Origin of the sequence: Bradyrhizobium sp., from assembly GCF_035273305.1 — a bacterium.
GTDB lineage: Bacteria > Pseudomonadota > Alphaproteobacteria > Rhizobiales > Xanthobacteraceae > Bradyrhizobium.
In genome coordinates this window covers 1-7,642 of sequence record NZ_DATEPI010000263.1, presented here as the reverse complement: position 1 = coordinate 7,642, position 7,642 = coordinate 1, and the positions used below count along the sequence as shown (strand labels likewise).

Sequence of the window (7,642 nt, the reverse complement as noted above, 5' to 3'; positions counted from 1 at the left end):
GTCTACGACCTTGGCGGCGGCACGTTCGATATTTCGATCCTCGAGATCGGTGACGGCGTGTTCGAGGTGAAGTCGACGAACGGAGATACTTTCCTTGGCGGCGAAGATTTCGACATGCGGCTGGTCAACTACCTGGCCGATGAATTCCAGAAGGAGCAGGGCATTAACCTGCGCAGCGACAAGCTTGCCTTGCAGCGCCTGAAAGAGGCCGCCGAAAAGGCCAAGATCGAGCTGTCCTCGACCACGCAGACCGAAATCAACCTGCCCTTCATCACTGCCGATCAGGCGGGCCCGAAGCATCTGACGATGAAGCTGACCCGCGCCAAATTCGAGGCGCTGGTGCAGGATCTCGTCGATAAGACCATCGAACCGTGCCGCAAGGCACTCAAGGACGCCGGTCTCACCGCCGGTGAAGTCGGCGAAGTAGTTCTGGTCGGCGGCATGACCCGCATGCCGAAGATTCAGGAAGTCGTAAAACAGTTCTTCGGCAAAGAGCCACACAAAGGCGTCAACCCGGATGAAGTCGTCGCCATCGGCGCTGCTATTCAGGCTGGCGTGCTGCAGGGCGACGTCAAGGACGTGCTGCTGCTCGACGTTACGCCGCTGTCGCTCGGTATCGAAACGCTGGGCGGGGTCTTCACCCGCATCATCGATCGCAATACAACGATCCCGACCAAGAAGAGCCAGGTATTCTCGACCGCCGAGGACAACCAGAATGCCGTCACCATTCGCGTTTTCCAGGGCGAGCGCGAAATGGCGGCCGACAACAAGGTTCTCGGTCAATTTGATCTGATGGGCATCCCACCGGCGCCACGCGGGATGCCGCAAATCGAAGTCACGTTCGACATCGACGCCAACGGCATCGTCAACGTCTCGGCAAAGGACAAAGCGACCGGCAAGGAGCAGCAAATCCGGATTCAGGCCTCCGGCGGTCTCTCCGAAGCCGACATCCAGAAGATGGTCAAAGATGCCGAGGCGAATGCGGCCGAGGACAAGAAGCGCCGCGAAGCTGTCGATGCCAAGAACCACGCCGACGCGCTGGTGCACTCTACCGAGAAGGCGCTGGCCGAGCACGGTTCGAAGATTGCCGATACCGAGCGCCGCGCCATTGAAGACGCCGTCAGCGACCTCAAGGAAGCGCTGAAGGGCGACGACGCTGACGCCATCAAGGCCAAGACCAACGCTCTTGCGCAGGTTTCGATGAAACTCGGCGAGGCGATGTACAAGCAGCAAGCCGAGAGCGATGCGGCCAAGGACGCCGCGAAGGATGACGTGGTCGACGCGGAATTCACCGAGGTCGACGACGACAAGAACAATAAGAAGTCTGCCTAAGCGGGCGGTCACCATGACCCTCATTCTGAAGAGCACGCAGGGTCGCGTCTCCAAGAGTGGGGGTCATTTTTCGTTAAGCCCAAGGCTGCATTGTTTTTCACGCATCCCTTCGGAGCGAGGGCGAAGTACCGGGCGGATTTGACGGATGTCCACCAAGCGCTGCTATTACGAAACTCTGGAAGTCGACCGCAACGCGGACGAATCCAAACTGAAGGCGGCCTTCCGCAAGCTCGCGATGAAATGGCACCCTGACAAGAATCCGGGCGATGCCACCAGCGAAATGCGCTTCAAGGAAATCAACGAGGCTTACGAAGTCCTCAAGGATGGCGAGAAGCGCGCGGCCTATGACCGCTTCGGTCATGCGGCATTCGAGCAGGGTATGGGCGGCGGAGGCCCCGGATTCGGTGCCGGGTTTGCTTCTTCATTTTCCGATATTTTTGAAGACCTGTTTGGAATGGCCGGGCAACGGGGTCGCGGCGGTGGGCGCGAGCGCGGCGCTGACCTGCGATACAATATGGAAATTACGCTTGAGGAAGCCTTCCTCGGCAAGACCGCTCAAATCGAGATCCCGGTTTCCGTCACGTGCGAATCCTGTTCGGGCACCGGCGCCAAAGCCGGTACCAAGCCAAGGACCTGCGCGATGTGCGGCGGCGCGGGCCGCGTGCGGCAGGCGCAGGGTTTCTTTACACTGGAGCGAACCTGTCCCGGCTGTCAGGGGCGTGGCCAGATGATCGAAGACCCCTGTCCCTCATGCGCAGGCTCCGGTCGGGTAACACGCGAGCGAACCTTGTCAGTCAACATCCCCCAAGGCGTTGAAGATGGCACCCGAATCAGACTTGCCGGCGAAGGCGAAGCCGGCATTCGCGGCGGACCACCGGGCGACCTGTACATTTTCCTGTCCTTGGCTACGCACGAATTTTTCCAGCGCGATGGCGCCGACCTCCACTGCAGGGTGCCGATTTCGATGGTCAGCGCGGCGCTCGGCGGTGAATTCGAGGTGCCGACAATCGACAAGGGCAAGACCAAGGTGAAAATACCGTCGGGAACCCAATCGGGCCGCCGGTTTCGCATTGCATCAAAGGGGATGCCAGTGCTTCGGTCGCGGCAGACCGGCGATATGTATGTCCAGGTGGTGGTTGAAACGCCGCAAAATCTCACGAAAAAACAACAGGAACTCCTGGCCGAATTTGAAAAACTCTCGTCGGGCGCAACTCAGCCCGAAGCAGCGGGTTTCTTTTCAAAGGTAAAGGACTTTTTTGGTAATCGCGCTAATCCGTAGCGCTGATAAGAAAATTAGTTGACGGTGTTGACGTTAGGCTTTGCTTGAGAAACTTCCACTAGCGCATCGCTTTGACATCACACCGCTGTTGCTTTTCTGCGGGCGATACAGTCGGCGTCCGGCTTGACCGTATCGCCTGCGACCTATACGTCTTTATGACTATTTTCTGACACGCCGCTCAAAACGCGGTCCCGCCTGGTAGCGAAATGCCATTGCAGTCCTCCGCGCGCGCGTTGAAAAAACCTCTCCGTCTTGATGACGAGGTTCGTTTTCTACGTTCGTGGATGGAAAAGCCGCTGCATATGGGCGCGGTGATGCCTTCCGGACGAATCCTCGCGCGCACGATGGCGCAGTACGTCGACATCGACTCGCTGGGACCGGTGGTCGAGCTAGGGCCAGGCACCGGCGCGATCACCAATGCGTTGATCGAGCACGGCATCGATCAGCGGCGCCTCGTGCTTGTCGAATACAACCCAGGCTTTTGTGCGCTGCTGCGCGACCGCTATCCGCATGCCAAAGTCGTGCAGGGGGATGCCTATACGCTGCGCGACTCCTTGCGAAATGTGCTGAGCGCCCCGGCGTCGGCCGTTGTGTCCGGCCTGCCGCTCGTCACCAAGCCAATGCTGACCCGGCTAAAGCTGATCCGCGATGCCTTTGGTGCGCTCGCGCCTGGTGCGCCATTCGTGCAGTTTACATATTCGGTGGCGCCGCCGATTCCGAAATCGCTTCCGGGCGTGTCCACAGAAGCCTCCGAACGCATCTGGATGAACCTTCCGCCGGCGCGTGTCTGGGTGTATCGCAAGGACTGATAACACCTGCCGCCTTTCGGTGGGTTGTCCCGAGCGCGATTTTATAATGTCAGCCCTGAAAATTCTGGTGATACCGGGTTCGCTTCGCACCGGCTCGCTGAATGCGAGGCTTGCGGCCACGGCAGGGTGTGAACTCGCGCAAGCGGGCGCCGAAGTGACGCGCATCTCGCTCGCTGATTTTCCGCTACCGATCTATGACGGCGATCTGCAAAGCAAATCCGGCGTGCCAAAGAACGCTATCAATCTCAAACGCATGATCGGCGCGCACCATGGCGTGTTGATCGTGACGCCGGAATACAATTCTTCAGTGCCAGCTCTGGTAAAGAACACTATCGATTGGGTGACGCGGGTACAGGACGCGCACGAAACCCGCGGGCAGGTTTTTCGCGAGCGTCCATTTGCAATCGCCGCCGCATCGGAAAGCAGGCTTGGCGGCGCGCGATCACTCGCGGCGTTGCGTCTCATTCTGACGGCCTGCCACGCGACCGTTATTCCGAACCAGCTTGCCTTGTCCTTTGCTGGCGAGGCCTATGACGACATGGACAGATTGAAGCGTCCAGCCGATATCGACGCGATGGCCGGACTGGTGCGACAACTGATCGATTTTTCCCAGCACATGATGTGAGGTGACATGCCGCGATCTGCTATCGCTCCCCGCGACCGACTGATTGTGGCCCTGGATTTGCCTGATGTCGAGGCGGCGGAGGCGATGGTGGCGAGGCTCGGCGGCAGCATCAGCTTCTACAAAATCGGATATCAGCTCGCTTACGCCGGCGGCTTGCCGTTGGTGCGCAAGCTCACGCAGTCCGGCAAGAAAGTGTTCCTCGACCTCAAGCTGCACGATATCGGCAATACGGTTGCTCGGGGCGTCGAGAGCGTGTCGCGTCTCGGCGCGACCTTCCTGACCGTGCATGCCTATCCGCAAACCATGACGGCGGCGGTCGAGGGCCGCGGTGGGTCGGATCTGAGAATCCTCGCCGTGACCGTGTTGACCTCTTATGACGATGCTGATTTGCAAGCGGCCGGATATCGGCTCGGTGTTTCAGATCTGGTTGAGGCCCGTGCGCGGCAGGCACAGGCGCTCGGCATCGACGGTCTTGTCTGTTCGCCGGAAGAAGCGGCGAGACTACACGCGATCGTCGGGGATGAAATGGTTCTGGTCACGCCAGGTATTCGGCCGGCCGGGGTTGCGGCGGGAGATCAGAAACGCATGATGACACCCGGTCGTGCGATTGCGGCGGGGGCGGCTTATCTGGTGGTCGGACGGCCGGTGACTGAAGCCGCTGATCCCGAGGCGGCCGCGCAGGCAATCCACAGAGAGATCGCGCAGGCGTTGGGCTGATACAGAAGGAAAGATTGCAAGATGGCAAAAGGCTATTGGATCGCACGTATGGATGTTCACGACATGGAAGGCTACAAAGAGTATGTTTCCCAAAACGGCGCGGTGTTCAACAAATACGGAGCCAAATTTCTGGTGCGCGGCGGCAAGCATGTACCCAAGGAAGGCTCGTCGCGCGCGCGCAATGTGGTGCTGGAATTCAAGGACTATGAGACCGCGCTCGCCTGTTACAATTCGCCGGAATATGCCCGACTCGTTGCGATCCGCGCGCCACATGCTGAAAGTGACCTGCTGATCATCGAAGGCTATGACGGCCCGCAGCCTTGATGGTTAAGAGCTTGCTCGGTTGCCGGAACACGCCGCCCCGGCTATACGGCAGGGGCGAGGTAAGAGATGTCCGACATGCGGTTGATCGTTGCCGGGGCCGGCGGCCGAATGGGCCGTGCGTTGACGCGCGTCATCTCGGAAATGCAGGGTGCGGTCATGACCGGTGCGCTGGAAGCGCCGGGGTCTGAACTCCTGGGCAAGGACGCCGGCGTGCTCGCAGGGTTGCCCGCCAATGGCATTAAGCTATCCGCCGATCTGTGGTCGCTGTCGGGGGAAGCGGACGGCATTCTCGATTTTACCGTGCCGGCTGCGACCATTGCTAATGTCGCGATCGCCGCCGAGCGCCGTTTGGTGCACATCATCGGCACCACCGGGCTGTCGCCTTCGGACGATGCCGTGATCAAGAGCGTCACCTCTCGCGCCACTGTCGTGAAATCAGGCAACATGAGCCTCGGCATCAACTTGCTGGCGGCCCTGGTGAGGCGCGTGGCGCAGTCGCTCGATGAAGGCTTCGATATCGAAATCCTCGAGATGCATCACCGCGCCAAAACCGATGCCCCCTCCGGCACCGCGCTGATGCTGGGCGAGGCTGCTGCCGCGGGGCGTGGCATCGATCTACATATACATTCCGCGCGAGGCCGCGATGGGCAGACTGGCGCGCGCCGATCCGGCGACATCGGCTTTGCGTCGCTGCGCGGAGGCAGCGTCACCGGCGATCACAGCGTGATTTTTGCGGGGCCGATGGAGCGTATCGAGCTGACGCACCGGGCGGAAGATCGAACCATGTTCGCGCAAGGCGCCGTCAAAGCCGCGCTCTGGGCCCGCGGCCAGAAGCCCGGACTGTATTCGATGGCCGACGTACTCGGGCTCGCTGGCTCCTGAAGACCGGACGACCTTCCACAGATTCGAACGGGATAAAAAAATGAACGACCGTCTTCTCGTGCTGGTGCGTCATGGGCAGAGCGAATGGAATCTGAAGAATCTCTTTACCGGATGGAAGGACCCTGACTTGACCGAACAGGGCATCGCCGAAGCAAAGGAAGCCGGACGCAAGCTGAAAACAAAGGGACTGTCGTTTGATATCGCGTTCACCTCGGTACTCAAGCGCGCGCAGCACACGCTGGATCTGACTTTGGCGGAGCTTGGCCAGACAGGGATTCCTGTCAAACAACACATGGCCCTCAATGAGCGCGACTATGGCGACCTGTCCGGGCTCAATAAGGATGATGCGCGCAAGAAGTGGGGCGCGGAGCAGGTACACATCTGGCGGCGGTCTTATGACGTGCCACCGCCGGGCGGCGAAAGCCTGAAAGACACGTTGGCGCGCACGCTTCCTTATTACGTTCAGGAGATCCTGCCCTGCGTGCTGCGCGGCGAGCGTACGCTGGTCGCGGCTCACGGCAATTCGCTGCGCGCGCTTATCATGGTGCTGGAGAAACTTTCGCCCGAGGGCATCCTAGCGCGCGAACTCGCCACCGGCGCGCCTATCATCTATCGGCTCAACGCCGACGCCACCGTCGCGGCAAAGATCGATCTGGCTGCGTGAGCGTCAAGCCAGACATCGTTGTTCTCAATGCGCCGTTGGAGAATGCGGAACTGGCGCAACTGGCTGATGTGTTGGTCGATTGCGTCAAAGGCGGCGCCAGCGTCAGCTTCTTGTCGCCATTTTCGCACGATCAGGCGTTGGCATTCTTTCGCAAGGTCGAACATTCGGTCGGAACGGGCGATACTGTATTGCTGGCGGCAAGGCTCGACGGCCATATCGTCGGAACAGTCCAGCTCGGATTGGATACGCCGCCCAACCAGCCGCATCGCGCCGACATCAAGAAGCTGCTCGTGCATCGATCAGCGCGCGGCCGCGGTCTAGCGGCCGCCTTGATGGCGCAGATCGAGAACGAGGCCCGCCGGCGCGGCCGGTGGCTGCTGGTGTTGGATACAGTTCCAGGCGAAAGCGGCCATCGGGTGTATTTGCGCGCGGGCTGGACGCAAACAGGGCTGGTGCCGGATTACGCGTTGTTTCCAGACGGGCGGCTCTGCGACACCGCCATCATGTGGAAACGTCTCGATCGCTAGGCTTCATCCGGGATAGTGGAGTGCGCTTTTCCGAAGCTCCCGTCCCAAGAGATCCGAGCCGGAATCAGTGCATTCCCATTTGTCCGGCTTCCCAACCGATCATCGCCTGCTTGCGGGTGACGCCCCAATGATAACCGGTCAGTGCACCACCCTTACCGAGCGCGCGATGGCAGGGCACCACGAACGAGATCGGATTTTTTCCGACGGCGGCTCCGACCGCCCGTGACGCCTTCGGGCTTTTGATCCTGTTGGCAATATCGGAGTAGCAGGCCGCGCGGCCCATCGGGATTTTCAACAGGGTCTCCCACACGCGAACCTCGAAATCGGTGCCGATTAACACCACACGCAACGGCTGATCCGGCCGCCACAATTTGGTGTCGAAAATTCTTTGTGCGAGGCCGGCAGTACCGTCGCAGTCTTCCACATAATTTGCACGCGGCCAGCGCCGCTGCATGTCGGCTAACGCTTCCGGCTCTTCACCGG

The 7,642-nt window shown here is 60.3% G+C and carries 10 protein-coding genes; 9 read left to right on the top strand and 1 reads right to left on the bottom strand.

The genetic code is table 11. The annotated features are described in order from the left end of the window. The 9 genes from dnaK to VJV58_RS17465 form a co-directional block, all read left to right on the top strand. A partial coding sequence (gene dnaK, locus VJV58_RS17505; RefSeq protein WP_324138625.1) for a molecular chaperone DnaK occupies positions 1-1,332 on the top strand: 1,332 nt, incomplete at its 5' end. 145 nt (positions 1,333-1,477) lie between these two features. Then, positions 1,478-2,611, top strand: coding sequence for a molecular chaperone DnaJ (gene dnaJ / locus VJV58_RS17500; protein ID WP_324138624.1), 1,134 nt, complete (start codon positions 1,478-1,480; stop codon positions 2,609-2,611). 206 nt (positions 2,612-2,817) lie between these two features. Next, positions 2,818-3,420 (top strand): class I SAM-dependent methyltransferase, encoded by a 603-nt coding sequence (locus tag VJV58_RS17495; RefSeq protein WP_324138623.1) that lies wholly within the window; start codon positions 2,818-2,820, stop codon positions 3,418-3,420. Between the two features lie 46 nt (positions 3,421-3,466). Beyond that, complete coding sequence (locus VJV58_RS17490; RefSeq protein WP_324138622.1) at positions 3,467-4,045, top strand: NAD(P)H-dependent oxidoreductase; 579 nt, start codon at positions 3,467-3,469, stop codon at positions 4,043-4,045. A 6-nt stretch (positions 4,046-4,051) separates the two neighbouring features. Beyond that, positions 4,052-4,762, top strand: coding sequence for an orotidine-5'-phosphate decarboxylase (gene pyrF, locus VJV58_RS17485; protein ID WP_324138621.1), 711 nt, complete (start codon positions 4,052-4,054; stop codon positions 4,760-4,762). A gap of 21 nt (positions 4,763-4,783) precedes the next feature. Beyond that, complete coding sequence (locus tag VJV58_RS17480) at positions 4,784-5,086, top strand: DUF1330 domain-containing protein (protein WP_324138620.1); 303 nt, start codon at positions 4,784-4,786, stop codon at positions 5,084-5,086. 66 nt (positions 5,087-5,152) lie between these two features. After that, a complete protein-coding gene (gene dapB, locus VJV58_RS17475) occupies positions 5,153-5,968 on the top strand; it encodes a 4-hydroxy-tetrahydrodipicolinate reductase (RefSeq protein WP_324138619.1) in 816 nt (271 codons plus the stop codon). Positions 5,969-6,008: 40 nt separating this feature from the next. Continuing rightward, positions 6,009-6,632, top strand: coding sequence for a 2,3-bisphosphoglycerate-dependent phosphoglycerate mutase (locus VJV58_RS17470; RefSeq protein ID WP_324138618.1), 624 nt, complete (start codon positions 6,009-6,011; stop codon positions 6,630-6,632). Continuing rightward, positions 6,629-7,159 (top strand): GNAT family N-acetyltransferase, encoded by a 531-nt coding sequence (locus VJV58_RS17465; RefSeq protein WP_414641521.1) that lies wholly within the window; start codon positions 6,629-6,631, stop codon positions 7,157-7,159. The genes VJV58_RS17470 and VJV58_RS17465 overlap by 4 nt, the downstream gene beginning before the upstream one ends. Positions 7,160-7,223: 64 nt before the next feature. Here VJV58_RS17465 and VJV58_RS17460 read toward each other — a convergent pair. After that, positions 7,224-7,642: methylated-DNA--[protein]-cysteine S-methyltransferase (locus VJV58_RS17460; protein WP_324138617.1), on the bottom strand; the 419-nt coding region annotated here is incomplete at its 5' end.